This is a genomic window from Microbispora catharanthi, assembly GCF_006334915.2.
GTDB classification, from domain to species: Bacteria; Actinomycetota; Actinomycetes; order Streptosporangiales; family Streptosporangiaceae; genus Microbispora; species Microbispora catharanthi.
This window is the reverse complement of record NZ_VDMA02000002.1, coordinates 45,950-72,288: the sequence shown is the minus strand read 5'-3', so window position 1 is coordinate 72,288 and position 26,339 is coordinate 45,950. Positions and strand designations below refer to the sequence as shown.

22 protein-coding genes are annotated in these 26,339 nt (G+C 72.3%); 9 read left to right on the top strand and 13 right to left on the bottom strand.

Annotated elements, in window-relative coordinates:
• Window positions 1-20: 20 nt before the first annotated feature.
• From eda to edd, 3 genes are read right to left on the bottom strand one after another with little or no spacing between them, the layout of a single operon-like run.
• Entirely contained in the window at window positions 21-638 is a 618-nt protein-coding gene (gene eda / locus FH610_RS03630) for a bifunctional 4-hydroxy-2-oxoglutarate aldolase/2-dehydro-3-deoxy-phosphogluconate aldolase (RefSeq protein WP_139572844.1), read from the bottom strand.
• Window positions 635-1,594, bottom strand: a complete 960-nt coding sequence (locus FH610_RS03625) for a glucokinase (RefSeq protein ID WP_139572843.1) — start codon at window positions 1,592-1,594, stop codon at window positions 635-637. Before FH610_RS03625 ends, eda begins: the two co-directional genes overlap by 4 nt.
• Window positions 1,591-3,420 (bottom strand): phosphogluconate dehydratase, encoded by a 1,830-nt coding sequence (gene edd, locus FH610_RS03620; RefSeq protein ID WP_139572842.1) that lies wholly within the window; start codon window positions 3,418-3,420, stop codon window positions 1,591-1,593. Before edd ends, FH610_RS03625 begins: the two co-directional genes overlap by 4 nt.
• A gap of 239 nt (window positions 3,421-3,659) precedes the next feature.
• On the opposite strand from edd, the gene FH610_RS03615 reads away from it, so the two are divergent.
• The 3 genes from FH610_RS03615 to FH610_RS03605 all read left to right on the top strand — a co-directional run bounded on the left by FH610_RS03615 (window position 3,660) and on the right by FH610_RS03605 (window position 5,885).
• Entirely contained in the window at window positions 3,660-4,811 is a 1,152-nt protein-coding gene (locus FH610_RS03615) for an ROK family transcriptional regulator (protein WP_139572841.1), read from the top strand.
• A gap of 339 nt (window positions 4,812-5,150) precedes the next feature.
• On the top strand, window positions 5,151-5,465 hold the full coding sequence (locus tag FH610_RS03610) for a hypothetical protein (protein ID WP_139572840.1): 315 nt from the start codon (window positions 5,151-5,153) through the stop codon (window positions 5,463-5,465).
• Window positions 5,466-5,525: 60 nt separating this feature from the next.
• A complete protein-coding gene (locus FH610_RS03605) occupies window positions 5,526-5,885 on the top strand; it encodes a hypothetical protein (RefSeq protein ID WP_139572839.1) in 360 nt (119 codons plus the stop codon).
• An 82-nt stretch (window positions 5,886-5,967) separates the two neighbouring features.
• On the opposite strand, the gene FH610_RS03600 is transcribed toward FH610_RS03605, so the two are convergent.
• Window positions 5,968-6,636, bottom strand: coding sequence for a helix-turn-helix domain-containing protein (locus tag FH610_RS03600; RefSeq protein WP_161627902.1), 669 nt, complete (start codon window positions 6,634-6,636; stop codon window positions 5,968-5,970).
• 235 nt (window positions 6,637-6,871) lie between these two features.
• On the opposite strand from FH610_RS03600, the gene FH610_RS03595 reads away from it, so the two are divergent.
• Together FH610_RS03595 and FH610_RS03590 are read left to right on the top strand one after the other, a co-directional pair.
• Window positions 6,872-7,636, top strand: a complete 765-nt coding sequence (locus tag FH610_RS03595; RefSeq protein ID WP_139572837.1) for an ion transporter — start codon at window positions 6,872-6,874, stop codon at window positions 7,634-7,636.
• A 44-nt stretch (window positions 7,637-7,680) separates the two neighbouring features.
• Window positions 7,681-8,277, top strand: a complete 597-nt coding sequence (locus tag FH610_RS03590; protein ID WP_139572836.1) for an HD domain-containing protein — start codon at window positions 7,681-7,683, stop codon at window positions 8,275-8,277.
• Window positions 8,278-8,303: 26 nt separating this feature from the next.
• Here the strand turns inward: FH610_RS03590 and FH610_RS03585 are convergent, their stop codons facing one another.
• The 6 genes from FH610_RS03585 to FH610_RS43520 all read right to left on the bottom strand — a co-directional run bounded on the left by FH610_RS03585 (window position 8,304) and on the right by FH610_RS43520 (window position 14,779).
• A complete protein-coding gene (locus tag FH610_RS03585) occupies window positions 8,304-9,347 on the bottom strand; it encodes a zinc-dependent alcohol dehydrogenase family protein (protein WP_240808734.1) in 1,044 nt (347 codons plus the stop codon).
• 116 nt (window positions 9,348-9,463) lie between these two features.
• Window positions 9,464-10,030: a P-loop nucleotide/nucleoside kinase family protein gene (locus FH610_RS03580; protein ID WP_139572835.1), complete on the bottom strand. Its 567-nt coding sequence runs from the start codon at window positions 10,028-10,030 to the stop codon at window positions 9,464-9,466.
• Window positions 10,027-10,278, bottom strand: coding sequence for a hypothetical protein (locus tag FH610_RS03575; protein ID WP_240808733.1), 252 nt, complete (start codon window positions 10,276-10,278; stop codon window positions 10,027-10,029). Before FH610_RS03575 ends, FH610_RS03580 begins: the two co-directional genes overlap by 4 nt.
• A 105-nt stretch (window positions 10,279-10,383) precedes the next feature.
• Complete coding sequence (locus FH610_RS03570; protein ID WP_139572834.1) at window positions 10,384-11,745, bottom strand: S8 family peptidase; 1,362 nt, start codon at window positions 11,743-11,745, stop codon at window positions 10,384-10,386.
• 161 nt (window positions 11,746-11,906) lie between these two features.
• The gene (locus tag FH610_RS03565) at window positions 11,907-13,439 is read right to left on the bottom strand and encodes an LCP family protein (RefSeq protein ID WP_205825534.1); all 1,533 of its coding nucleotides are present in this window, start codon (window positions 13,437-13,439) and stop codon (window positions 11,907-11,909) included.
• Window positions 13,440-13,693: 254 nt separating this feature from the next.
• Window positions 13,694-14,779, bottom strand: coding sequence for a neutral zinc metallopeptidase (locus tag FH610_RS43520; RefSeq protein ID WP_205825533.1), 1,086 nt, complete (start codon window positions 14,777-14,779; stop codon window positions 13,694-13,696).
• Between the two features lie 1,186 nt (window positions 14,780-15,965).
• On the opposite strand from FH610_RS43520, the gene FH610_RS03555 reads away from it, so the two are divergent.
• Both FH610_RS03555 and FH610_RS03550 read left to right on the top strand, forming a co-directional pair.
• Window positions 15,966-16,835, top strand: a complete 870-nt coding sequence (locus FH610_RS03555; RefSeq protein WP_139572831.1) for a LysR family transcriptional regulator — start codon at window positions 15,966-15,968, stop codon at window positions 16,833-16,835.
• 219 nt (window positions 16,836-17,054) lie between these two features.
• Window positions 17,055-19,469 (top strand): LuxR C-terminal-related transcriptional regulator, encoded by a 2,415-nt coding sequence (locus FH610_RS03550; RefSeq protein ID WP_205825532.1) that lies wholly within the window; start codon window positions 17,055-17,057, stop codon window positions 19,467-19,469.
• Here FH610_RS03550 and FH610_RS03545 read toward each other — a convergent pair.
• On the bottom strand, window positions 19,444-20,376 hold the full coding sequence (locus FH610_RS03545; protein ID WP_161627901.1) for a sensor histidine kinase: 933 nt from the start codon (window positions 20,374-20,376) through the stop codon (window positions 19,444-19,446). The two genes, FH610_RS03550 and FH610_RS03545, sit on opposite strands and share 26 nt — an antisense overlap.
• Window positions 20,377-20,635: 259 nt before the next feature.
• Here FH610_RS03545 and folP point away from each other — a divergent pair, with 259 nt between their 5' ends.
• Both folP and FH610_RS03535 read left to right on the top strand, forming a co-directional pair.
• Entirely contained in the window at window positions 20,636-21,520 is an 885-nt protein-coding gene (gene folP / locus FH610_RS03540) for a dihydropteroate synthase (RefSeq protein WP_139572829.1), read from the top strand.
• A 445-nt stretch (window positions 21,521-21,965) separates the two neighbouring features.
• Window positions 21,966-23,156, top strand: coding sequence for a Cmx/CmrA family chloramphenicol efflux MFS transporter (locus FH610_RS03535; protein WP_139572828.1), 1,191 nt, complete (start codon window positions 21,966-21,968; stop codon window positions 23,154-23,156).
• 97 nt (window positions 23,157-23,253) lie between these two features.
• Here FH610_RS03535 and FH610_RS03530 read toward each other — a convergent pair whose 3' ends face one another.
• Together FH610_RS03530 and FH610_RS03525 are read right to left on the bottom strand one after the other, a co-directional pair.
• Window positions 23,254-24,321 carry a glycerophosphodiester phosphodiesterase family protein gene (locus FH610_RS03530; RefSeq protein WP_139572827.1) on the bottom strand — a complete coding sequence of 356 codons (1,068 nt, stop codon included), beginning with the start codon at window positions 24,319-24,321 and terminating at the stop codon, window positions 23,254-23,256.
• A gap of 157 nt (window positions 24,322-24,478) precedes the next feature.
• Entirely contained in the window at window positions 24,479-26,248 is a 1,770-nt protein-coding gene (locus FH610_RS03525) for a bifunctional metallophosphatase/5'-nucleotidase (RefSeq protein ID WP_205825531.1), read from the bottom strand.
• Window positions 26,249-26,339 lie beyond the last annotated feature (91 nt).

The following is a 26,339-nucleotide window of genomic DNA, read 5'->3' as shown; positions in this document are numbered from 1 at the left end:
CGCAGCGCGGGTGGGAGCGCTCAAGGACGCAGCGCGGCGGCCTCGGACGCGAGCTTCTCGATCCTGGCGAAGTCGCCCGCCGTCACGAGGCTGCGCGGCGTGAGCCAGCTTCCGCCGACGCAGCCGACGTTCGGCAGGGCGAGGTAGGCCGGCGCGTTCGACGGCGTGATCCCGCCCGTGGGGCAGAACCGCACGTCGGGCAGCGGGCCGCCCAGCGACTTCAGGTACGCGACACCGCCGGCCGGCTCGGCCGGGAAGAACTTGAGCTCGCGCACGCCGCGCTCGGCCAGCGTCATCGCCTCGGTGGCCGTGGCGACGCCCGGCAGGAACGGCACGCCCGAGGCGAGCATGGCCGCGAGCAGGCCGGGCGTGGTGCCGGGGGAGACGAGGAAGCGAGCGCCGGCCCCGGCCGCGGCCTCCACGTCCTCGGGCGAGCGCACGGTGCCCGCGCCGATCACGGCCTCCGGCACCTCGGCGGCGATCCGCCGGATCGCGTCGAGGGCGACCGGAGTGCGCAGCGTGACCTCGATGACCGGCAGCCCGCCCGCCACCAGGGCCCGGGCGAGGGGGACGGCGCTCTCGGCGTCGTCGAGGACGACCACCGGGACGACCGGCGCGAGGTCGAGAAGGTTGCTCATACCAGCTCCACATGGGGGTTTCGTTGGGCGAGCCAGGCGGCCGCACCCGTCAGCGCCGGCTGCTCGGCGATGATCAGAACGGTGGCGATCGCGGCGGCGTACTCGGTCAGCGCCGGCGCGGTCGTCTCGAACCGGGCCCGGAACGCGCTGCCGGGGATCCGCGAGACCAGGCGCGGCAGCACGCCGCCGCCCAGGTAGACCCCGCCCCGCGCGCCGAGGGTGAGCGCCACGCCGCCGGCGAAGCCGCCGAGCAGGGCGAGGAAGACCTCCACGGTCTCGGCGCACAGCGGCTCGTCCGAGGAGGTGATCTGCGCCGCCGTACGGGCCTCGGGCGCGACGCCGCGCACGAGCGCGAGCCCGCGGTGCAGGCGCGGCAGCCCGGTGCCCGACAGCAGGTGCTCGGCGTCCACGTACGGCAGGCCGTCCGCGCGCAGCGCCCTGACGATCTCCATCTCCAGGTCCGTGACGGTGGGAACCGCCACGTGCCCGCCCTCGCCGGGCACCGGCTGCCAGCCCTCCCGCACGGGCACGAGACCGGCCACCCCGAGCCCGGTGCCGGGTCCGAGCACGGCCTTCGTCAGGCCGGCGGTCGGCGGCGGGCCGCCGAGCGGCAGGAGGTCGTCCCCCGCCAGGTGCGGCAGCGAGATCGCCAGCGCCTCGAAGTCGTTGAGCAGCACCGTACGCGGGATGCCGAGCTTTTCCACGGATCCCGACCATCCCGCGTTCGTCAGCCGGTACCGGTCGTTGTCGACCGGACCGGCGATCGCCAGGCACGCGGCCCCCGGCCGAACTCCGCCCGCATGGTCTGCGAGATAGGCGGCTACGGCATCGGCAAGGCCGAGATGCTGGGAAACGTCGAGTACGGCTACCGCCTCCGGCTGCCCTCCGGGCCGCGTCACCAAACCGAACCTGGCGTTGGTTCCGCCGATGTCCGCGACCAGCCAGGGAAGGCTCACGCGGCACCTCCGAAGACGCTCGCCCCGCGCTCGGCCGGGCCGACCGTGCGGCGGAAGGAGGCGAACAGCTCGCGGCCGGTGCCGGCCCACTGCTCGTCGGTCAGCGGGGCGCCCTCCGGCGTACGCCCGGTGAGGTCGGCGAGCACGGTGAGGGTCCCGGCGGCCGAGTCGAGGCGGATCACGTCGCCGTCGCGCACCAGCGCGATCGGCCCGCCGTCGGCGGCCTCGGGAGACAGGTGGATCGCCGCGGGGACCTTCCCCGAGGCGCCGGACATGCGGCCGTCGGTGACGATGGCCACCTTCTGGCCGCGGTCGAGCAGGACGGCCAGCGGCGGCGTGAGCTTGTGCAGCTCCGGCATGCCGTTGGCCCGGGGGCCCTGGTAGCGGACGACCGCGACGAAGTCCTGCCCGTCGAGCTCGCCCCGCTCGAACGCGGCGAGCAGATCGAGCTGGTCGTCGAACACCTTGGCGGGGGCCTCGATCACCAGGTGCGCGGGCTTGACGGCGGAGACCTTGCTCACCGCCCGGCCCAGGTTGCCCGACAGCATGTGGATGCCTCCGTCGGGGGAGAACGGCTCGGCGACCGGCCGCAGGACCTCGGTGTCGGCGCTGGGCTCTGTCCGCTCCTCCCACACCAGCGCGCCCTCCTTGAGCGCCGGGGCGGAGCGGTAGAGGCCGAGGCCGCGCCCGGCGACCGTGAGCACGTCCTCGTGGAGCAGCCCGGCGTCCAGCAGGTCGCCGATGAACACCGCCATGCCGCCCGCGGCCTGGAAGTGGTTCACGTCCGCCTGGCCGTTGGGGTACATCCGGGTGATCAGCGGCACGACCTTGGACAGGGCCGCCATGTCGTCCCAGGTCAGCTCGATGCCAGCGGCCGCCGCCATAGCGACCAGGTGCATCGTGTGGTTGGTGGAGCCGCCGGAGGCGAGCAGCGCGACGACCGCGTTGACGATCGCCTTCTCGTCCACGATCTCGGCGACGGGCGTGTAGTCCTCGCCGTGCGGGGTGATCTCGACCGCCCGCCGCGCCGCCGCCGCGGTCAGCGCGTGCCGCAGCTCGGTGTGCGGGTTGACGAACGTCGCCCCCGGCAGGTGGAGGCCCATGACCTCCATGAGGAGCTGGTTGGAGTTGGCGGTGCCGTAGAACGTGCAGGTGCCGGGGGAGTGGTAGGACGCCGCCTCGGCGTCGAGCATCTCCAGGCGGCCGATCTTGCCTTCGGCGAAGGACTGCCGCGCCCTGGCCTTGACCTTGTTGGGCAGGCCCGAGGTCATCGGCCCGGCGGGGACGAATATGGCCGGTAGGTGCCCGAAGTGTAAGGCGCCGACGAGCAGCCCCGGGACGATCTTGTCGCAGACCCCGAGCAGCAGGGCCGCGTCGAACATGTCGTGCGACAGCGCGATCGCGGTCGCCATCGCGATCACGTCGCGGCTGTAGAGCGACAGCTCCATGCCCGCCCTGCCCTGGGTGATGCCGTCGCACATCGCGGGCACGCCGCCCGCCACCTGCGCCACGCCGCCCGCCGCCCGGACCGCCCGCTTCAGCTCCGGCGGGTAGGTCTCGTACGGCTGGTGCGCCGACAGCATGTCGTTGTACGACGTCACGATGGCAACGCCGGGCTTCGCCGTACCGCGCAGGTCGAGCTTGTCCTCGGCGGGCGCGGCGGCGAAGCCGTGGGCCAGGTTGGCGCAGCCGAGCCGCCCCCGGGCCGGCCCCCGCTCACGCAGCTCGGCCCCGGCGCGGCGCACCCGCTCCAGGTAGGCCCCGCGGCTTTCGCGGCTCCGCGCGACCACGCGATCGGTGACCTCGGTGATAACGGGGTTCGTCACGGAAGGTCCTCCTCCTGCCGGGGCCGCCGCGAGGCGGGTCCAACTCGCCCCGGGGCTGTCGTCCCGGGACGTGTGCCCGGCGGCGCGTCCGGCCCCGATCCGTTGATCGGGCACCAGGTGTCGATCGGGCACGGATGGGACAGTATCGGGAAGTTATGCGACTTTTCAAGCCCACTTTTGTAACTCAGAATGAATAAGTCATTGAACTTAGGTGAGTTCCTGTGCTTCACTTACGCTCGATGTCACGTCTAGCCACCACCGGCGAGGTCCTCCAGCTCATCCGGAGCGGGGAGGCGGTGACGCGCGCCGACATCGGCCGTGTGACGGGCCTGTCCCGCCCCGCCGTAGCGCACCGCGTCGCCGATCTGCTTCAGCGCGGGCTGATCCTGGAGGACGCCGAGGGGCCGTCCACCGGAGGCCGCCCGCCCATGCGGCTGCGCTTCGCCGCCTCCGGGGGAGTCGTCCCGGTGGCCTCGCTCGGCGCCCGCCGCACCCAGATCGCGCTGTGCGACCTCGCGGGCGAGGTGCTGCACCGCACCGACCTGGACATCGACGTCGAGGAGGGGCCGGGCGTCGTCCTGCCCCTGCTCATGGACACCTGGGAGAAGCTGCTCGACGGGCGGGACGACGTCGTCGGCATCGGGCTGGGCGTGCCGGCGACCGTGGAGTTCGCCGCAGGACGGGTCGAGAGCGCCCGCGTAATGGCGAGCTGGACCGGCGTGGTGATCCCGCCGATCATCGCCGAGCGGTTCCGCGTGCCGGTGCTCGTGGACAACGACGTGAACGTCATCGCGATGGGCGAGCACCGGGTCGTCTACGCGTCGGAACTCGACGACCTGCTGTTCGTGAAGGTCTCCACCCGGATCGGCGCGGGAGTGATCTCCGGCGGCGGCATCCTGCGCGGCGCGCTCGGCGCGGCCGGGGAGATCGGGCACATCCCCGTGCGGGACGGCGGGGGCGTGCTGTGCCGCTGCGGCAACCTCGACTGCGTCGACTCGGTCGCCAGCGGCACCGCGATCCTGCGCGACCTGCGGGCCAAGGGCCGCGACGTGATGTCGCTCGCCGACGTGACCGCCCTGGTCCGGGCCGGCGACGCGGAGACCATGGCCGTGGTGCGGCAGGCCGGTCGCTGGCTCGGCGAGGTCATCTCCGGCGCGGTCAACCTGCTCAACCCCGCCGTCGTGGTCCTCGGGGGCGACGTCGCCGAGATGTTCCAGCCGCTGGTGTCGGGCGTGCGCGAGGTCGTCTACCGGCGCTCCACCCAGCTCGCCACCCGCAGCCTGCGCATCGAGCGCAGCCACCTCGGCCCCGGCGCGGGCATCACCGGCTGCGCGCTCATGGTCCTCGACCACGTCCTGTCGGCCCAGGCCGTCGACGCCGCCGCCCGCTGAGATCCGCGCCGGAGCGCGGCCTGTCCGCCGAGGCGGGCTTGCGCGGTTCGCCGGGCTGGAGGCCGGACCGGACCGGACCGGACCGCGGCCGCCGGTCCACGGGCTCGCGGCCCGAAGTCGCACAGGCAATCGGGCATGCCGCGAATACCCGACGAATGTCCGGTGGACGCCCTGGTCCGCCACGTACGCAGCCATGAGAGTGGATCCCAGGACCGGTGCTGCACGTCGTTCTGCGGCAGGGAGTGCCACTGCTCCCCTCCCGGCCCTCCGAAGCCGCCGACGTGAAGGCCGCACGAGGCGGTTCCCCCGGAAACGGTTCCGCAGAAGGGAAAGACTCGCATGTTCAGACGGTTCCGAGCGGCCACGACGGTCGCTGTCGCCCTGGCGGCGGCCGGGTCGGCGGTCGTCGTCGCGTCCCCCGCCCAGGCGTCCCCCAGTGACTGTCTCTCCTACCTCGCCGGCGCGGGTTATCCGGAGACGACGGCGAAGAGGATGGCCTGCGAACGGGCCGCCAGCGGGGAGATCGGCGGCTACGTCTTCTGCTACGACGTGCTCAGGGAGACCGGCGTCAGCCCCACGCACGCCGCCGAGGCGTGCGACCGGGCCGACGGGGTGTGGGCGGCCTCAACAGGCGCCGGTCCCGCGGAGCGCTGACCGCCGAGACGACCGGCGGCGCCGGTCACGCCCAATGGAAGCCATCGAAAGAGAGGCATCATGACTGTGCGCTTCACGAAGACGGCCATCGGACTGGGCGCGGCTTTCGCGCTGATGTCGAGCGGAATCGCGAGCGCGGCCCCGGTGCGGGCGGAACCTTCCACGGCCGGCCTCGCGCCCGCTGTGAGTTGCTCGACCTCACTTCCCCCGTCGGGCTCCTTCCTCGAAGCCACCTACTCCCAGCCCAACGCATGCGGGAAGTGCGTGGCCGCGGGCAGCGCGTACGAGGCGACCGGGAACTACCGCGCCTACTGCCGTTACATCCGCGACGGCAGCAGCATCGTCGCGGTCCAGCTCTGGCTCTTCTGCGTGGTCTGCAGGAGCGATGAGCCGCTCGCGAGCCGCGCCGTGGCCGCCTGAGACCACCATCCGCGGCGCCCTTCCGGATCGTCCCCGGAGGGGCGTCGCGCTCCGCGGCTCTGTCGGACGATCTGGCTGGGGATCAGCGCCGGGCATCCCGGCGGGACCGGCACCGGCACGCGGATCCGACCCTCGCGGGCGCGGCGTCCGCGAGCACGATCAGCAGCCTGTGGCCGGTCAGGACCGTCTGGTAGAGCCGGCCCCAGTCCCCGAGGTTCGAGGTCTCCCCGTGAGGCAGGCGGAGCGTGCACAACAGGTGGCGGAGCACCTCGTCGGGCTCCGGCCTACCCGACAGATCCACGAGGAGACACGGCTCCGGAAACCGGCGTACGAGCCGGTGATCGGACCGGACGGCCCCGGCGCTGCGGCCGATCATATGCACGCCCTCCGTCAGGCCGGTGTCGTTCTGCTCTCGCCCCAGAGAGCCGGCCTCCTGTTCGGGCGCCCCGCGGTGCGGGATGCCGGGGCATGCGTACCCCGCGTCGCGCCGGGCCGGCATGCGGCAGGCGGCCGCGGCGAGCGCCGCCCGCTCCCGCCCGTCCAGGCCCAGCGCCTCGGCCAGCCGCTGAAGCGACGCACTGCGGGGTCGCCCCACGACGTCGCCTTCGAGCCTGCCGATGGTGCGGACGTTGACGCCTGCCCGGTCGGCGAGCTGCTCCTGGGTCAGCAGCGCGCGATCCCGCCAGGCCCGGATGAGCGTTCCCAGGCTCCGATGCTCCGTTTCCTGCGTGCCGGGTGTCGTCTGAGTCATGGCTCGACTCTCCCGGCGGCCCGAGGACGCGCCAAGGACGGTCGCGAAGACAGGTCCGGAAACTTGGGCTTTCCGTCCGTCATCCCACCTCGCGGCGGCGGCCGCCATGCGGTGACGGCGCGACGTGAGTGGATCGAACACTGAGCCCGGAGTGCTTCAGACCGACCGGGAACGGATATGTCGGGCGGTGGCACTAGGCTCTGTGGCGATCTTCCATGGCCCCCAGGAGTCCTTCGTGCGTGAACGTGTCCGCCGCCTGATCGAGTCGCGGCGGTTCCAGCAGGCGATCACCGTGGTGATCCTCTTCAACGCGGCCACGCTGGGCGTCGAGACCTCCGCCGAGGCGGTCGCCCGGTACGGCACGGAACTGCACGTCGCCGACCATGTCGCCCTGTACGTCTTCGTGGCGGAGATTCTGGCCAAGATCTACGTCTACGGGTGGCGGTTCCTCCGCGACGCCTGGAACGTCTTCGACCTGCTGATCATCGGCTTCTCGTTCCTCCCCACGGCGGGCGGCCTGTCGGTGCTGCGGGCTCTGCGCGTCCTGCGGGCGCTGCGGCTGATCTCGGTGGTGCCGTCGCTGCGGCGGGTGGTCTCCGCGCTGCTCACCGCCATCCCGGGGATGACCTCGATCGTCGTCCTGCTCGGCCTCGTCCTGTACGTCGGCGCCGTCATGGGCACCAAGCTGTACGGCGCCGCCGCGCCCGAGTACTTCGGCGACCTGCCCACGTCGCTGTACACGTTGTTCCAGGTCATGACGGGGGACGGCTGGTCGGAGATCAACCGGCAGCTGATGGAGAGTCATCCCTCGTCATGGATCTACTTTGTGGTGTTCGTCCTGGTCTGCACCTTCGTCGTGCTGAACCTCTTCATCGCGGTCGTGGTGAGCGCGATGGAGGAGGAGGCCAGGGACGACCGCTCGACGCTCGCCGAGCTGTCGGCCCTGCGCGAGGAGATCAGGAGCCTGCGCGAGAGCCTGGGCGAACGGGTGCCCTCCTGAGCCGCGTCCCATGGCCCATGATCGTCGCTTGCTAGACTCCGCGCATGCGGCTTCCGACGGACGCTGAGATCCGCGCACTGCACGCGAAACACGCGCCCACGGAGGAAGCGTTCGACCTCGTCCACACGCACTGCGAGATCGTCTGCGCGATCGCCCTGCGGCTGGCCGACCGCGCCGGGCTCGACGTCGACGCCGAGTTGGTGCGGGCCGGAAGCCTCCTGCACGACATCGGCGTCTACCTGCTCTACGACGAGGACGGACGGCTCGACCACGCCGGTTACGTGCGCCATGGGATCCTCGGCCACGAACTGCTCCGCGGGGAGGGACTACCCGAGAGCCTGTGCCGGTTCTGCTCTCACCACACGGGTGTGGGCATCAGCCGGGAGGACGTGCTGCGACAGGGCCTGCCGCTGCCTCCCGCCGACTATCACGCGGAGTCGGCCGAGGAAGAGCTCGTGATGTTCGCGGACAAGTTCCACAGCAAGACCGACCCGCCGAGATTCGTCACCGCCGACTCCTACGCGGCCCACGTCCGCCGCTACGGCGAGGACAAGGCCGAGACGTTCGCGTCGATGTGCGCGGTCTTCGGCGTCCCCGACCTGCGGCCGCTCGCCGCCGCGTACGGGCACGGGATCGTGTAACCGGCGACCGGCGTGAGCCGCGAGGGCTACGGCGTCAGCACGATCCTGCCGAACACCTCGCCCGCGTCCATCTTCCGGTGCGCCGACACGGCTTGCTCCAACGGCAGCACCTCGTGCACCACCGTGTGCAGCGCGCCGCGACTCGCGGCGGCGAACTGCTCGGTCCTCACGGCACGCCGCTCGGGCCCGGCCACGGTGTCGGCGCTGAACGTGGCGAACGACATCGACTTCCGGAACGCCGCCATCATCCTCATGCCGAAGTCCGCCGGCGGCTGGCCTCCGACCGCGCCGACGGCCACCATGCGACCGTTCGGGTTGAGCTTGGCGAAGAACGAAGGCATGTCCGCGCCGGCGACGATGTCGATGATGACGTCGTAGCCCGCGGGAGCGTCCGCGCCGCCCTCGCCGGAGCGGTCGAGCACGTGGGTCGCGCCGAGCGCGCGCAGGCGCTCGCCGCGCTCGGCCGACGACGTCGTGACCGCCACCGCGCCGGCACCGCCGTGAGCGGCGAGCTGGACCGTCATGATCCCGATGCTGCCGGCCGCGCCGCGTACCAGCACCGACTCGCCGGGCGCGAAGCGGGCATGGGAAAGGCCGAAGTGGGCCACCACCCCGGAGCTCCCGAGCGTCACCGCGTCGACGGCGGACAGGCTCGCGGGAAGGGGAAGGACCTCCTCGATCGCGGCGATCGCCTGTTCGACGTAGCCGCCGCCCACGCCGGTGAACGCCCACACCCGCTGCCCGATCCACGACGTGTCGACGTCGTCGCCGACGGCGATCACGGTGCCCGCCACCTCGCCGCCGGGGATATGGCCTTCCGTGAAACCGTAGGCAGCCAGAGCGCCGCTTCGGATCACGGCGTCGACGCCGCCGACGCCGATCGCCTCGGTGGCGATCAGCACCTGCCCGGCTCCGGGAGCCGGGGCAGGGAGGTCGATGACCGCCAGACCTTCGGGACTTCCGAATGCCTGGATCGTGACTGCCTTCAAGGTCGTCTCCATGCTCTGGGACCGATCGGGACCGGCCCGGGCGCCGCGCGCCCGGACGCGACGGAAGCGCATCGCTTCCATGCCTCGGACGGTATTGGACTCGACCGCCCGTTCGACTGAAGTGAGAGGGGCGACCGACCGTTTGCCTCACATCCCCGCGTTCCGCGACACCAGACGGGAACGATTGGAGGCGCCGCCTACGCCCTCGCCGGCAGCCGGTCGATCTGGACCTCCAGCGGCGGGGCGCCGAGGCGGTTGTCGACCTCGTCGTAGGGCACGGCGGGCGGCTCGTCGACGCGGATGGCGCGCAGATATTCGGCGAACCTCTCCAGCTTCTGCCCGTCCCTGGCGAGGCCCCGGCGGATGAGCCGCTCACGCAGCGTCGGGCCGTCGGAGCGGATCCAGATCAGGCGCACCTCAGGTCCGCCCAGCGCCTCCACCCACGCGTGCCAGAGCGCCGCGTCGTGCACCTGGGAGGTGAAGGGCCCGCCGAGCATCACCGGGCAGCCGTGGGAGCGGATCTCCCTGGCCGTCGCCGTCATGCCGGCGTACTCGTGCCGCTTGACGTGCTCGTCGTACCACGGCCCCTCACGCTCGCCCGGGGGCCTGCCGTACGCGGCGAGCGTGGCCTCGACGAAGCCGCCGTACATCGTGTCCTTGTCGAGCAGGGCGGGCACGGGGTCGAGGCGGGCCAGCAGCAGGTCGCAGACGGTCGACTTGCCCGCGCCCGGCGGACCGGACACCACCCAGACCGGAGCGGTCATCGCGGCGGGCCGTAGGGCTCGATGGGCGGATCGGAGTAAGGCCCGCCGTCCGCCGCCCCGGCGCCCGAGTCGCCGACGCGCCGTCCGGCGTCCTCCGTCACCCGCAGGACGTACAGGTTCCTGCCGGGATCGACCGGCACCAGGCCGTACGCGGCGTCGACCTCGTCCTCGGTGAGGCCGAGCCGCCGCATCGCGGCCTCCAGCGTCGCGGGCGCGGCGAGCCGCACGGTGATGAGCACCTCGGCCACCGGCCCCGCCTCCCTGCTGGACGTCTCGTCACCGGACGACGCGGCGGCCTCAGGCCGCTCTCGCGGCGCTGTGGTTCTCAGGCCGCCTTCGCGGCGCTGTGGTATTCAGGCCGCCTTCGCGGCTCGGCGGCGCAGCGCGGCGATGATGCCGGCGGCGTCCACCACGCCGTATCCGTAGTCGTGGTCATACCCTACGGCACTGCGATCATCGGCCGTCCGGCGGAGCAGGGTCCTGAGCTGGGCGGGCGGCAGCACCGTCGAGGGCCAGCGGGAGCGTACGGCGGCGACCAGCCCGGCCGCGACGGGGCAGGCCGCCGAGGTGCCCGAGTCGGGCTCGCCGTCGCCGAGCGCGCCTGAGCCGGCGAAGTGCGTGTAGGAGCAGACGTCCGGCTTGCGCGCGGCCAGTCGGCCGGGGCCCTGCGAGGAGTAGCCCACCCGTGTGCCCGCCGTGTCGATTCCGCCGATCGACAGCGCGCGGGGATGGGAGTTGGCCCCGACGATGGGCCGGTCGGGGTAGGCGCACCTGCTGTCGCGGCACTGCGTCCCGCAGTTGCCCGCGGCGAACAGGATGTCCGCCCCCGCCTCGGCCAGGCTGCCGACGATCAGGTTGAACGGATGGGCCGGGTTGTCGGAGTAGTTGCCGGGGTGTCCGGGCGGGAAGTCCCAGCGCGGGGAGAACGACCCCCAGCTGTTGGTCACCACGAGCGCCCGCGATTCGGCGGGCTGGGCGTCGAGGACCTCGCGCAGATGGGCGTACGCGGCGATCGCGTCGGACAGCAGGCCGTCGAGCGTCGAGCCGCCCTGCCGCCGCGACAGCAGCACGGGCACATCCACCAGCGACGCCTTGGGCGCGGCGATCAGCGCGTCGAAGGCGCACATGGTGCCGTGGTCGACAGGGAAGTCCCCCGGGGTTCCGGAGACGCTCTGAGGGTTCCAGCTCCGCTCGTGATCCACTGTCACGTCGTGGCCGCGGGCGGACTTGACGTACGCCGCGTTGATGCCGGTGTCGACGACCGCGAGGGGGACGCCGGAGCCGTCCAGCCCCTCGGCCGTCAGGTCGGGCACGCGTAGCAGGCGTTCGACGTCGTGCCAGTCGCCGACGGCGGGGTCGCCCCCGCAGGTGAGCGAGGTCTCGATCGCCGGGTCGGCGTACACCGCGACCACGTCGCGGCGGGCCGCGGGCAGGAGGGCGATCCTGCTGGTGACCTCGTCGTCGGCGATCTCCCCGCGGACCACGACCGAGGCGTCCTGGGGCGCCATGGAGAAGACCAGCGGCTGGTTGAGCGACAGCGGGTCCCCGCCGGGGGACGCGGGCATCGGGCGGGGCACGGCCACGGGGGCGTACGAGTGGTCGAGGACGACCCCGGGCAGGCCGTCGGCCACGTCCGACGCCATCGAGGGGACCGACGGGTCGGCGACGGCGGCGACCAGGTCGGGGGACGGACGCAACTGGATGAGTACGCGCACGACGAGTCCACTCCGTTACTAGGCGGATCGTGACTGGGTGGATACGTTACGTGACAACCTTGCTGCATCCGGAGGGCGGCGTCCACGCCTTCGCGGAAAAACCCGCTGGTGTCGCCCGCTCAGGAGCCCTCGCTCAGAAGCGTTGGCTCAGAAGCGTTGGCTCAGAAGCCGCACAGCTCCGACAGGCTCTTGGCCGCCTTGTCGTTCGTGGTGGGCGTCCTGCGGGGGCTCGCCCCGGCGACGACCGGCGTACGGGAGGGAGACGGACTCGGCGACGCGGACGGGGAGTGCGAGCCGGAGGGGGCGACGGACGCCACCGACCCGGCGGACGACATCGGCGAGGCGGTGGCCGCGACGGCGCCCCGGTCGGACATCGACTGCCGGATCGCCTCCTTGGTCAGCTGCCTGATCTTGACCCAGTCCGGGTTGCCGGTGTAGATGAGCGGCGGCACGAACTGGAGACTGGTGATCTTGGCGCTGCGCACCTTCATGCCGAGCGGGACGAGGTGCTCCAGCAGGTCGCGGGGGATGTCGGTGCGGAACATGTGCCGGGCCGCCGCGGCGATCTTGTTGAAGTTCGCGAGCACCGTGGCCGGGGTGACCTGCTGGGCGAGCGCGCCGATGACGCAGCGCTGGCGGGCCATGCGGGAGAAGTCGTCGCTGTCCACCCGTGAGCGGCCGTACCAGAGCACCTCCTCGCCGTTGAGCGTCCGGTATCCGGCCTTGATGGTCCCGGCGGTGCCGAACTTGCCGCCCCACCTGACGTCCTGCTCGACCCGGATCTTGAGCCCGCCGACCGCGTCGATCAGGGCCGCGAAGCCGTACATGTCGACGATCGCGTAGTAGTCGATGTTCAGGCCCAGGGTGTAGCCGATGGCGTCCTTCAGCGCCTGAGCGCCCTTGTTCTTGCCGCCCATGACCTGGGGGTTGTTGTCGGCGTAGTACCAGACGGAGTTGAGCAGGCCCTGTCCCTCGGCGTTGAAGCCGTTGGGGAACACCTTGCGCAGGGGGCTGCTCGGGGGGAAGCGGACGTACTGGAGGTTGCGCGGCAGACTGAACAGGACGGTGTTGCCGGTGGCGATGTTCACGCTGGCCACGGTCATCGAGTCGGTGCGCACCCCGAGCCGGTTGCCCGCCGCGTCGCCGCCGATCAGCAGGAAGTTCACGCGCGTGCGGCCGTTCCACGGGTCCTCGGCGCGTACGGGGACGGGGGTCGAGCCCTCCACCGGAGCCGTGACGTCGTCGAGTAACTGGCTGGCCGTCCTGATCGTGTTCGCGGTGAAGGCGAACGGGGCCATCACGGCCACGCACAGCACGCCCGCGACGATGCCGGACACCACCTGCCCGGTCTGCGTCAGGCGCTGCGGACGCAGGGCGACGAACGACAGGAGCACGAGCGCGAACCAGGCGAGCGCGCACACGGCGGCGCCGGCCATGACGGCGGTCATCGTGCTGCCGCGCAGCGCGACCCCCGCGTTGTCCTTCAGGCGCAGGACCAGGACCACCAGGGCGACCAGCACGACGCCGAACGTCGCCAGCAGCGCGATCCCGGTGCGGCGGTTGCCCGCCCGCAGGTGGGCCGCCCCGGGCACGACGGCCGACAGCGCCGTCCAGCCGATCAGGGAGGCGGTGGTCAGCCGAGGGCCGAAACGCGGCCCCTCGCCGCGCGCGGCCGCCGTGGGCGGCGGGCCCATGGGTTCCTTGCCGCCCCCGCCCCCGCCCCCACCACGCCGACCTGTGTTCCCACCGGGCTGACCTGTGTCTCCGCCGGCTCCACTGGGCTGACCTGCATTTCCACCGGGCTGACCTGGCCGCTGACCTTCCAGGGGCCCTCCGGCCTCGTCAGCGGGACCCCCGCCTCGCATGGTTCACCGCTCTCTCCTCCGAAGCTGTGGCAGGGATTCTAACCCCCATATCCGGACAAGGTAGACGTAAATCGGGGGGCCCATCACGACACGGAACTGGAGCCGACGACCCAGGTGTTGCACTGGTAGGCCATCGGGCGGGTGTATCCCTGGCGGAACCAGCCGGCGTTGCTGCGCGTGTTTCCGTGGTCGCGCGGCCCTCCCGGCTGGTCGCCCAGGTGGCTGTAGGCCCACAGGAGCGTGTTGCGCCGGGTGGTGTCGATCGGATACGAGGCGGCGACCGACCGCATGAACATGCCGCCGAAACACGTCGCCTGCAGTTCGTGCCGGCGACTCAGAGCCATCTTGCCGCTCCGCGAGCCGGTGTCGAGCGTCTGCCGCCACCAGGAGTCGGAGATGCCCGACAGGCTCTGGATGTGGTGGCCGTACTCGTGGGCCATCATGCTGATGATGATCCCGTTCCACGACCCGAGCGAGCCGTACTCCCTCGTCATGGCCGAGGTGGAGGCGTAGATCGTGCTGTTGCTCGGGCAGTAGTACGGCACGTTGCTGCCGGGGGAGGGATAGTCGCCGCACGCGCCCCTGCCCTTGCGGGCCGCGATCATGTACTTCGGCGGGGTCCAGTCGATCCCGACCCGCTCCAGCGCCGGCGCCCAGGCCTTGCCCATGCACGCGCCGGTCTTGAGGATCAGCGCCTTGAACTGGGCGTGGTTGTAGATGCTGGCGTTCCCGGCCCGGCAGTTCGTCTTCGCCAGCGATCCTGCCCGATAGAGGGTGTTGTTCTTCGTCGTGCGGTTGAGCACCGGAGTCGGCCGTGTCGTGGGCTGCGACGTCGGCTTCGAGGTGGGCTTCCGGGTCGGTTCCGTGTCCGTGGTGGCTTCGTGCGAGGGGAACGGCGAGAAGGTGAAGGTCGGGATCGCGACCGGCGAGACCGTTTCGTCGTGGTCCGACAGGCCGGCCAGTGCGCTCACGATCACGACGAGCACGAAGACCAGCGCCAGCACGCCAATGAGCGCGCCGACGACCGCCCCCGCGCCGGACTTGCGGCGGGGCGGCCGCCAGGCGGGCGGCGGATACGGGGCGGCGGGCCCGCGCGGGGGAGGCGGAGGCTGCGGGGCCCACCCCGGCCCCTGCGGCGGCCCCTGCGGTGGTGCCTGCGGTGGTGGCACCTGGAACGGCGCTCCCTGGGGCGGCGCCGCCTGCGGGTAGGCAGGCCCGTTCGGCGCGTATGCCTGGCCTCCCTGGTGGCCCGCCGCTCCGTTCGGCGGCCCGTTCGGCGGCCCGTACGGAGAGCCGGGTGGGGCGGCGGGGGAGGTCGGGGGTGCGTAGGACTGCGCGTAGGGCCCCGCCTGAGCCTGTGCGGGAGGCTGCGCAAGGGACTGCGCGGGGGGCTGTGCGTGCGCTCCGGCGCCCGCCGCGTCCGGCCACGCCGGGGCCTGCGGCTGCGCCCCGCCCTGGAACTGTGCCCCGCCTTGGAACTGTGCCCCGCCTTGGAACTGTGCCCCGCCTTGGAACTGTGCCCCGCCTTGGAACTGCGGCCCGGGCTGATAGGGCGTCGCGCCCGGGTACGGGCCGTTCGGTGCATAGGCGCCGCCCTGCGCCTCGGCCCCCGGGTGCGCGCCTTGGCTATAGGGCGGCGCGGCCTGCGGGTAGGGGGTGCCGCCATTCGGTCCGGGGCTCGGAACACCGCCCTGCGGCTGAGTCCCGGGGTAGGCCCCCGCGCCCTGCGGTGGCCCGCTCGGCGGGTAGGCGGCGCCGCCCTGCGGCATGCCGGAGACGGCACCGTGAGGCTGCTGCCCGAAAAGAGGGGAGCCGGAAACAGGAGGGCCGGAAGGTTGGGGGCCGCCCTGCGGCGAGGCGTTCCCCGGATAGGCCGGGCCGTGGGACGGTGCGTTCCCCGGGTACGCGGACGGGCCCTGGGGATGTGCCCCGGGCGGATAGGGGCCGCCGTAAGGCTGACCTCCCGGCGCCTGGGAGCCGTTCTGCGGCTGCGGCGGCGGGTATGGAGCGGCGCCGGGCGCCTGCTGCCACGCGCCGCCCTCCGGGCCGCCCCACCCCGGCGGACCGTACGGTCCGGGGGCCGGGCCGGGGGATCGCGATCCGTCCGGTGAGGCGGACCCGGCCTCCGGTTGCGGCGAATACGGCGGTCCTGAATAGGGAGAACTCTCCCCGGGTGGCTCCTGGGGAGGGTACTGCTGCGCCACGACATTGCCCCCTTTGTGGATTTGGGGCAAAAGAATACTGTTTTCTCATCCATCACGGATGTAGCAGATGTCGGGCACGATGTGTAATCGACCGGCGTGATCTCTGCGATGTTCCGGAATCGCCGGGCTCGTCTGCCCTAGCGTTTTTCGCATGAATCTGCAGCAGCTCCGTTACGTGGTCGCCACTGCGGAGCACCGCACCATGACCGATGCCGCCAGATCGCTCTATATCGCGCAGCCCGCTCTGTCCCGCGCGATACGCGACCTGGAACGTGAACTCGGAATGACGCTTTTCGCGCGCTCGGGCCGCGGGGTCGTCGTGACGGCCCAGGGACGCCGGGTGGTGAAGCTGGCCCGCGAGGCCCTCGACGCGGTGGCCGAGATCGAGGCCCTCGCGACGCAGGGCAACTCCTCCGGCGCCGAGCTGCGGATCGCGTCCACGCCGAGCCTGGAGCCCGGCCTCGCCGGGCGCCTGCTGCCCGCGTACGCCGCCGAGCATCCGGGGATCCGGGTGCACATCGTGCGGTGCGAGGGCCGGGAGGGGGTGGTCAGCGCGGTACGCGAGCAGCGCGCCGATCTCGGGCTGACCGACCTCCCGGTGCCCACCGACCTGGTGAGCCACCCGCTCGAACGCCAGGAGATCGTGCTGATCTCCCCGCCCGGCCTCGACCTGCCCGATCCCGTCCCCGTGGCCCGGCTCGACGGCATGCGGCTCGTGCTGCCCGCCCCCGGCAACCCCCGCCGCAGGGAGTTCGACCAGATCTTCGCCACGTACGGCGTCCGCCCGATCCCGGCCGTCGAGTCCGACGAGCGGCGGGGCTGGCTGCGGACCGTACGGGAGGGGCGGGCCTCGCTGCTGTGGTATCGGGGCATGGCCGAGCAGGCGGCCAGGGCCGGTCTCGTGGTCCGCTCGCTCGATCCCTCGCTCCGGAAGATCATCGCGGTCGTGCACGCCCGGCGGCGGTTGCCCGCGATGGCGCAGGACTTCGTGGCCCTTGCCGAGGGCGGCTCCGCGGCATGAATCGTATGCGGACTGTTTGGATCGTTCCATCACCTCGCCCGTCGAGCGTGAGACCTGTCCCGGTCGCGCCACGGTGACCCATACCGGCAGGACCGCCGGCGGGCGGGTGAAGCTCCCGGACTTCCCGGGCGTCCCGGTCGAAGGGAGGCGGGCGGGTGGCCCGGTGTTGCGGTAACAACAGCGTTTGACCTGGTAGTTCGCCCCGCTTAGCGTGAAGTGGTGGTCACCACCGCGCCGCTCACGCGTCGGGTCGGCAACCTTCCAGCCGAGCTGACGAGCTTCGTGGGCCGCAGGCGCGACCTGACCGAGATCCGACGGTTGCAGAACATCTCGCGCCTGGTGACTCTGACGGGAGCGGGCGGCGTCGGCAAGACCCGGCTCGCGCTGCGGGTCGCCGCCGAGCAGCACCGGGCGTTCGACGCGGTCTGGCTGGTCGATCTGTCCGCCCTCGACGACCCGGAGCTGATCACCGAGACGGTGGCGGCGACCATCGGCGTGCGGGACCAGTCGGAGAAGTCCTCTCTCACCTCGCTGATCCAGGCGCTGTCGGCGCAGCGGACGCTGCTCGTGCTCGACAACTGCGAGCACCTGCGAGACGCCTGCGCGTCGCTCGCCGACCGGCTCCTGCGGGCCGTTCCCGATTTGCGGATCATCGCCACCAGCCGCCAGTCGCTCGGGGTCATGGGCGAGCACCAAATGGAGGTGGCGCCGCTCGCGCTTCCCGAGCCGGACCGGCGGCTCCCGGGGAGGGCGCCGGAGCTGTACGACGGAGTCTGCCTGTTCCTGGAGCGGGCGGCGGCCGTCGTGCCCGGGTTCCGCCTGACAGCGGACAACGAGGACGCCGTGATCGAGCTGTGCCGCCGGCTGGACGGGATCCCGCTGGCGATCGAACTGGCCGCCGTACGGCTGCGGGCGCTGACGGTCGACGCGCTGCTCGAACGACTCGACAACCGGTATGGCCTGCTCACGAGCGGGAGCCCGACCGTCGTCCCGCGCCAGCGGACCCTGCACGCGCTGGTGGACTGGAGCTTCCAACTGCTCTCCCCGTCCGAGCGCACGCTGTGCAGCCGCGTCTCGATCTTCCCCGGCCACTTCGATCTCGAGGCCGTGGAGGCGGTCTGCACCGGCGACGGCATCGAACAGCAGGACGTGCTCGATCTGATCGACGCGCTGCTGGACAAGTCGCTACTGCTGCGCGAGGAGCACGGGTGCCAGGTCCGCTACCGCATGCTGGAGACGCTGCGGGAGTTCGGCAGGCTTCGGCTGAAGGGGCCCGACGAGCGGCGAACGCTGGCCCGGCGCCACCGTGACCACTACCTCCGTCTGGTCGAGCGGGCGGTGGCCGAGTGGTTCGGCCCCGCCCAGTTGACGTGGTACGCCCGGTTGCGGCTGGAGCGGGCACATCTGCGCGCCGCCATGGAGTTCTGCCTCCATGAGCCCGGTGAGGCGGAGACCGGGCTGCGCATGGCCATGCTCCTGTTCGATCCCCTCTGGATGCCCAACGCGTTCTACAGCGAGGGCCGTTACTGGCTCGACCGGTTGCTGGAGGTGACTCCGGGGCCGACCGCCGTACGAGCCGAGGCGTTGTGCGCCGACGCGCACTTGGCGTTCATGCAGGGCGACCCGACGGCGGGGGAGCTTCGCATCGGCCAGGGCCGGGCGCTCGCGGAGAAGCTGGACGATGCCAGGATCCTGGCATGGGCGTCGCTGGTCGCCGGCATAGCGAGCCATCAGAGCGGCGACCACGCGCGGGCGGCCGTCGTGCTGGAGGAGGCCGTGGCGGGGCTCGCCGCCGCCGGGGAGGGCATCGCCCTCGTCGTCGGCCTCTTCTCGCTTGGGGCCGCGGTCGGCTACCTGGGCGACTTGGAACAGGCGGCGAGGCTGCTCGAGCGCAGCCTCGCGATCGCCGAGCGCCATGGTGAGAGCTGGATCCGGTCCTGGGTGCTGAACGTGTGCGCCATCCAGGCCTGGCAGCGGGGGGACAACGCCCGGGCGGCGTCTCTGGCCCGTGAGAGCCTGCGGGTCGGCCGCGGTTTCGACGACCGGCTTGCGATCGGGACGTCGATGGAAGCGCTCGGCTGGATCATGCAGAGCGAGGGCCGGCACGCCGCCGCCGCCCGCATGTTCGGCGCCGCGGTGGGGGTGTGCCGGACGGCCGGAATGAGCGCCCTGTGGATGGTGCAGCACGGCGAGTTCCACGAGCGGTGTGTGAACGCGCTCCGGGCGCGGATGGGGGAGCGGGCCTTCGACCGCGCGCTGCGCCAGGGAGGGCGGTTGACGCTGGACGACGCCGTCGCCGAGGCGCTCGGCGAGCCGGCCGACGCCCGCGGGACCGAGGGCCGGGGCGAGGAGCCGCAGGAGGCGGCCGTACCGGCGGCGTCACCGCTGACCAGGCGCGAGAGCGAGATCGCCGAGCTGATATCCCAGGGAATGAGCAACAGGGAGATCTCCTCGGCACTCGTCATCGCCCTAAGAACCACGGAGGGCCATGTCGAGCACATCCTGACCAAGCTCGGCTTCAACTCCCGCGCCCAGATCGCCGCGTGGGTGACCGCACGGAAGGCCGGCGGTCAGGACTGCGGTCAGGACGGCCGGGATCGCGGCAGAGTCACGCCACCTCCCCGTCCCCGCTGACGAGCACGCGATCTTCGGTCTCCCCACCGCCTTCGGCGAGCGCCCGAACGCCTCGCCGTTCCGGGCCGGCGCCTGCCCCGGCCGTCTCACCGGCGTGGAGGACGGGCAACCGCAGCGCGACGCCCTCCGCCGACGGCGGGCTCGGCCTCGGGCGAGTGCCGCGCAGGCGTACGACCTGTCCCCTCCGCTCCTCCCGCGTGGTCTCGGCGGACCGTGTGAGCGGCAGGCGGACGACGAACCGGGTCCCGGGCCGGGCGTCCTGGACGGAGATGTCCCCGCCGTGGGCCTTGACGGCCTCCCCGGCGATGGCGAGCCCGAGGCCGGAGCCGCCCGCGGACCTGCTCCTGGCGGTGTCCCTGCGGAAGAAGCGGTCGAAGATACGCTCGCGGTCGGCCTCGGGGATGGTCTCGCCGTCGTTGCTCACCGCGAGGACGGCCCGCTCGCCGTCCCTGCGGACGTCCACTCGGACGGCCGTGGCGGCGTGCCGTTCGGCGTTGTCGAGCAGATTCCTCACCACGCGGGCCAGCAGCGGCCGCAGCCCTCGCACGATCACGTCCGGGGCGAGGTGGACCTCGAGCGGGCAGTGGGCCTGCCTGTGTCCCAGTTCCGCGGCGACGAGCCGGCCGAGGTCGATCTCCTCTCTCTCGGAGGGCGTGATCGTCGTGATGCTCGCCAGCAACAGGAGGTCGGAGACGATCGCCTCCAGCCTGCCCGTGGCTCGCAGCGCCCCGTCGATCGCCTCGGACACGTCGTCGGGGTAGAGTCGCGCGGCCTCCAGTTGGGCTCGAATGGCGGCGATGGGGGTGAGCAGCTCGTGCGACGCGTCCGCGGCGAACCGCCGCTGCTGGCCCAGCGCGCGCTCCGCGATCCGCTCGGCATGCTCGATCCGGTTGGAGATGCTGTTCATCGTCGCTTTCCTCGTCCACGGCCGGATGCGGGTGCCGGCCTCCGTCAACCAGCGTTCACGGGGGACCGCTGCCCTATAACGGGGAAAACCGAGGTAGCCCACCCGACGGCCCAAAATAGGTAGTTTCCCCCGTGACCCGGACCGTTGACCTCGCGATCGACGGGTTCCGATGCGGAAGTCGAACTGCGCCACGATGAGATCCGCGGGACGGCCCTCAGCACGCCGGCGGCAGTACGCTGGCGGCGTGTCCAGTTCGCCGATGCCCACCGGGGCGCCCGGCACGCAGCCCGGTTCGCAGCCCGGCACGCCGTCCGTCCTGCGCCTGCGCGGCCGTGCCTTCGGTCCCGGTGACTTCGCGGTCATGGCCGTGGTCAACCGGACCCCCGACTCCTTCTACGACAAGGGGTCCACCTACGCCTTCCAGGCCGCCGTGGACGCCGCCTCCCGCCTCATCGACGAGGGGGCGGACATCGTGGACATCGGCGGCGTGAAGGCCGGTCCCGGCACGGAGGTCGACCCGGCCGAGGAGATCCGCCGCGTGGCGGAGGTCGTCGCCGCGGTGCGCGAGCGGCATCCCGACGTGATCATCAGCGTGGACACCTGGCGGTCGGAGGTGGCCAAGGTCGTTGCCGAGGCGGGGGCCGACCTGCTCAACGACACCTGGGGCGGCGTGGACCCCGGCCTCGCGGGGGTCGCGGCGGCGTACGGCATCGGCCTGGTGTGCGCGCACGCCGGGCGGGTGGAGCCGCGCACCCGGCCGCACCGCGTCGCGTACGCCGACGTCGTGGCCGACGTGGTCGCGTACACGACGGACCTCGCGGAGCGCGCGGTCGCCGCGGGAGTCCGCCGCGACGCGATCCTGATCGACCCGGCTCACGACTTCGGCAAGAACACCTGGCACTCGCTGGAGGTCAGCCGGCGGCTCGGGGAGATGACCGCCACGGGGTGGCCGGTGCTCGTGGCGGTCTCCAACAAGGACTTCGTCGGCGAGACGCTGGGCGGGCTGCCCGTCAAGGAGCGCCACGCCGGCACGCTGGCCACGCTCGCCGTGTCGGCGCTGCAGGGCGCCCGGGTCTTCCGGGTCCACGACGCGGCGAGCGCCCGCAGGGCTCTCGCGGTCGTCGCCCGCCTCGGCGGCGCGTGAGCCCGGGTGGCGGGAGCCCCGGATCCCCGCGGGGCCCCGGCTGTCGCGTGATCAAAGGGATGGACAGGGCGCTCACACCGTAACTAACGTTTCCCCCATGTCCAGCCCCGAGGCGTCGAGACGCTAGCCACCGGTCATCCGGTGGCTGATGTGTCGCGCGGCTGAGTCGCCGCGCCGGATCCCCACGCCGGGGCGCATCGCGTCCGGCACGGCTACGCCGTGCCTGTCACCGGATCACCGTCGTACGGGCCGTTTCTCCCGGGCTCCGCACCACCGTCACCGTCATGGTCGCCGACCGCGTCACCGGAACCCGGGGGTCCTCGTGCGGCGACCCCGCGTGCCCGGCCGGACCTTCCCTCGTCGTCCGGCCGTCGCCGCGGCGCGCCGTGTCCTTCATCGACCTTTCGCGACGTCTATGACGTTTACGACGCGGTGTGGAGTTGTCATGCCAATCGCCATCTACATGCTCGGACTGGCGGTCTTCGCCCAGGGGACCTCCGAGTTCATGCTGTCGGGCCTGGTGCCCGGCATCGCCCGTGACCTGCACGTGTCCGTCCCGGCCGCCGGGGCGCTGACGTCGGCCTTCGCCGTGGGGATGATCGTGGGCGCGCCGCTGACGGCCGTCCTCAGCCTGCGGTGGCCGAGACGGCGGGCGCTGCTGGTCTTCCTGACCGTCTTCATGATCGTTCACGTGGCCGGCGCGGTCACCACCGGCTTCGGCGTTCTGCTGGCCGCCCGCGTCGCCGGAGCGCTGGCCAACGCCGGGTTCCTGGCCGTGGGTCTCGCGACGGCGACCGCCATGGCCGGGCCCGGCGCCACGGGCCGGGCCGCCTCCGTACTGCTCAGCGGGATCACGCTCGCCTGCGTCGCCGGGGTGCCGGCCGGCGCCGTGCTCGGCCAGGTGTGGGGCTGGCGCTCGGCGTTCTGGGCGGTGGCGGTCGTCTCGGTGCCGGCCGTCGTCGCGGTCGCGCGCGCCGTTCCGCCCACGCCACCGGACGCGGCCGTGCCCGACGCGCGGCGGGAACTGCTGGCGCTGCGCCGGCCCCGGCTGCTCGTGACCCTGCTGCTGGGCGCCCTGGTGAACGGCGCCACATTCTGCACCTTCACCTACCTGGCTCCGGTGGTCACCGACGTCGGCGGGTACGGCCGGCAGTGGGTGCCGGTGCTGCTGGCGCTCTTCGGCCTGGGGTCGTTCGCCGGGGTGTCGATCGGCGGGCGGATGGCGGACAGGCGGCCGATGTGGCTGCTGGTGCCCGGCGGCCTGGCCCTGCTGGCCGGCTGGATCGTGTTCGGCGCGGCCGCGGGCAACGCGGCGGCGGTGTTCGTGCTCGTCTTCGTGCAGGGCACGCTGTCCTTCGCCGTCGGCTCCACGCTGATCGCGCGGGCGCTCTACGCGGCGGCCGACGCGCCGTCGCTGGGCGGCTCGTTCGCGACGGCCGCCTTCAACGTGGGCGCGACCGCCGGGCCCCTGCTGGGCGGGGTCGCCATCGGCGCCGGGCTGGGCTACCGATCTCCGCTGTGGGTCAGCGCGCTGCTGGTGGCGCTGGCGTTCACGGTGGCGGTGCCGGCCCTGGCGGCGCTGAGGGCCGGGAGGGCCGGCAGGAGAACGCCGTCCCCGCAGGATGCAGCACTGTGAGCGCCGGTCCGTAAGCCGAGGCAGGGCCGCCTCCGGATGAGGGAGGCGGCCCTGCCGGCGCCGGATCAGAGCGCGGTTCGAGCGTGGGGCGCGACCGTCAGCGCGGCTCGTAGGCCTTCGGCAGCCGCATACCGCGGTCGGCCATGATCTGGCGGACGACGTTCGGATAGTCGGTGATGACGCCGTCGATACCCATGTCCATGAGAGCCTCGATGGTCGCCAGGTCGTCGCAGGTCCACGGGATGACCTTCAGACCGCGCGCGTGCGCCCGCGTCACCATCGCCTCGTCCACGTAGAAGCGGAATCCGGGGTCGCTGATCTTCCCGTTCTGCGGGAAGCCGTACACCGGGGACAGCGCCGTGACGCCGGGGATGGCGGCGGCGGCCTTCACGAAGTCGCCGTCGAAGTCGTCGGCGTCGAGCCCGCCGAGCCACGGCGAGGCGCCGGGTCTGCCCACCTGAAGGAAGTCGTAGTTGGTGAGCGCCACCAGCGGCCAGCCCGGGGCGAGCCTGTGCATCTCGTTCAGGGCGCCCCAGTCGAAGGACTGGATGGTGACCTGATCCTCGATGCCCGAGGCGTGGATCTCCTCGTACACCCGGCGGACGAACAGCTCGCGTGGCGCGGTCTGGTCCGGCGCGCCCGCCTCGACCTTGGTCTCGATGTTCAACGTGACCTGCTTGGCGTGGTAGCTCCTGACGAGGTCCAGCACGTCCTTGAGCTCGGCCATCCGGAAGCCGTGGATCACCTCCTGCTCGGGGAACCCGGGCAGCTGCTGGTAGCCGCAGTCCATGGTCTTGATCTGGGCCAGGGTCAGGTCCTTGATGTACTTGCCGACGTACGGGTACATCGGGTCGCCGGGCACGACCGGCCCGGTGTCGCGGCACTTCTGGGCGCTGATCTGCCGGTCGTGGTTGACGACGACCTTCTCGTCCTTGGTGACGTGGGTGTCCAGCTCCAGGGTGGTGACCCCGAGGCGCAGGGCCTTGGCGAAGCCCTCCAGCGACTCCTCGGTTGTCATGCCGATGCCGCCGCGGTGGGCCTGCAGGTCGAAGTGGGTCTTTTGGGGCAGCACGCCGGGGCCGCCGGCCGCCGAGGCGTGGGCGGCCGTCGGCGCGGCGAGTGCGGGTGCGAGGGCCAGGCTCAACAGAAGCTTGCGAAGGTGCACGGGGGCTCCGGTTCGTTGGGTCGGTCCGACGCCGGGACACCGGATCGGCGGCCGGTCGCCGTTGCCGACGGGACATGCGGGAGTCTGCTGGGACGGTGCACGGCGGGGCCGTCTCCGGGAGGGGAGACCGCCGCGCCGGCCCTGAATCAGAGCGCGATCAGAGCGCGGTCACCCGGTCGAGCGCGGGCGGAGCGACCGTCTCGTTCGCCTGGAGGTAGGCGCGGAACGCGTCGTAGTCGCGCGAGTTGCGCACGGGGTCGGTGAAGGCGGTCAGCGCGGTGAAGCCGTCCGCGCCGATCAGGGTGTACGCGAGGGCGGCCACCCGGTAGGTCCTCCCGAGGTCCAGCGGGGCGCCGCCGATCAGCACCTGGGAGGGGTCGATCCGGTCGCCCACCGGCCGGGAGGCGTCATAGGAGTAGCGGACGTTCGCCGACACCGCCAGCGGGCCGAACCGCACCGTGCCGTTCGCCTGGGTCTGCCACTGCTGTTCGAGCGCCTGCTCGATCTGCCGCCCGGTGAGCGAGACGGTGAGCACCGGGTTGGCGTAGCCGTACGCGCCCCAGGCCTCGCCGAACAGGACGGTGCCGTCGGCGTCCGCCGGGTTGGCCCCCTTGGCGAAGCGCAGGTCGCCGCGCAGGCTGGCGGAGCCCGTCAGCGGCGCCGCGGCCACCAGCGCCAGGTCGACCGGCCCGCCGCGCCGCGCGTCGGCGTACTCCATGTCGGCGACGAGGTTGCCCAGAGTGCTCTCGCCGTCGGCGGCGCGGGTCCGCGTGATGTCGCCGCTGATCCTGCCGACCGGGCGGGCGGCCGTCCGCGCGGACCGGGCGTTCCAGTAGCCGACGAGTCGCACCGCCGCCGGGTCGGGGGCGACGTCCCGGGTGACCGGGTGGTTCACCGCCGTGGTGGCGGAGCGGATGACCTCACCCGTCCTCGGGTCGATCTTGAGGTTGATCTCGCTGATCAGGCGTCCGTGGTTGGCCGCCTCGACGACGGGACGGGGGTTGCCGGCCGGGTCGGGGATCGTGCAGTTGAACAGCGCGTGCCAGTGCCCCGTGACGATCGCGTCGATGTCCGGGGAGGCCTGCTTGGCGAAGTCGACGACCGGGCCCGACGGGTTGGTGCAGCCGTTGTAGTAGCCGCCGGCCGAGCCGCCCTCGTGCACGTCGGCCACGATGGCCTCGACGCCCTGGCGCTTGAGCTCGGCCGCGTACCGGTTGGCCGTCTCGACCAGCGGCAGGTTGTCCAGCTCGGGCTGATACGACGTCGAGCCGGCGACCGTCGTCGTGGTGGTCAGGCTGATGAAGCCGATCCGGACCTCCCGGCCGCCGTGGACCTTCACGTGCTTGATCACATACGGCTTGAAGATCGGCGTGGTGGAGCCCTTGCGGGTGACGTTCGCGGAGGAGATCGCGTAGTCCGCCCCGTGGAACCTGCGGCCGGTGGAGTCGGTGAAGCAGCTGTCCACGTCGACGACGCCGAAGCACTGGCCCTTGCCCATGTGGCCGCGGAGGAACTCCAGCGGCCGGTCCAGCTCGTGGTTGCCCACCGCCGCGAACTCCACGCCGATGGAGTTGAGGAACTCGACGGTGGGCTCGTCCTGGTGGTAGGCCACCTCGACCGGCCAGCCGCTGAAGTCGTCGCCCGTGGTGAAGGTGATGGAGTTGTCGTGGCCCTGCCGCAGGTTCTTCAGGTGGGCGGCGATGTACGCGGCGCCGCCCACCACGATCGTCCTTCCCTGGGCGTCCTTCACCGTGCCGTTCGCCGCGTCGTTCTGCGGCGTCAGGTAGCCGTGCAGGTCGGTGAACGACAGGAGCTGCACGTCCACCGGCGGCGGTGCGGCGTCGGCGGCGGCCGGCAGGGCCGTCGTCACCGAGAGGGCCAGGGCCGCCGTGGCCGTCGCCCAGCGCCGGAAACTGTTGTGATCCACGTAGATGCCTTCGCTAGCTCGTGCTTGCTTGCGGCAGGCATCTGATCAACGCCAGATGACGGACAACGGGCGGGTGCACGCCCAAAAGGTG